The organism is Vibrio sp. 10N.222.55.C6 (assembly GCF_041473395.1).
In the GTDB taxonomy this organism is placed as follows: Bacteria; Pseudomonadota; Gammaproteobacteria; order Enterobacterales; family Vibrionaceae; genus Vibrio; species Vibrio crassostreae_C.
In genome coordinates, this window is the sequence record NZ_JBFRSD010000124.1 from 1 (window position 1) to 776 (window position 776).

Here is a 776-nt window from a genome sequence, read left to right on the forward strand (position 1 = left end):
CCTCACGATCACCAATGTCATACGACTTCCCTTCGTAATCAAAAACTGTAGCTCCGGTATGTTGAGCGTCATCGAGTTTTTTGCTTACTTCTAATAAAGCGGGCCTGTCATCAATTGCATCAATGAGCTTTGATATTGGATAAATGGCCTCTGTTGTTAATGAAGTACCAAACCAATCAATACCGGATTCATCCGTCTCCCCAAAATAGGCATGCTTAAATGCCGTTGCACCACGAACCCTTAAAGAAAACCCTAAATCAAGGTCAACTAAGCTCGCGTCAATAAATGCAGTGGGATTTTCCAAAAATGCTTTAACCTGGCTTTTTGGTACAACCCTATTGCTGATAACTTCTTTGACAGCTTTCAGTTTTTCCTCAGAAAAAAGTACTATCTCATCTCCTACTTTAAGAGAAACCGAACTATCACTTTGTAATTGACCTAGCACCCTCTGGATAGCTTCATGGCTAGCATGTTGCCCCATATTAGGCGTTAATATAAGGTCCCCATTAGCGTTAAGCTGCACATCTACTGTCACTGAGCTAGGCGTTAAAATTCTTAATTTATCAAAATGTTTTAACTTTAACCGACAGCCTTGGTATTGCGCTTCTTGAAGAGCATGAAGAAAAAGCAAATTATCGTACTCAGACTTTTCGGAGTTTTGATGAAGATTTTTTGCCTCAAACACCATCAACTGTGATGGTGTTAACAAATACTCTGCCTCTTTTCCAAACCTAATAAAAGGACCACTAATTGAATAATTAAGCGTTGAACGACCT

At 39.4% G+C, this 776-nt stretch carries 1 pseudogene; it reads right to left on the minus strand.

What is annotated here, in order from left to right:
* Positions 1-776: pseudogene (locus tag AB4486_RS22845) on the minus strand (helicase); the annotation flags it as partial.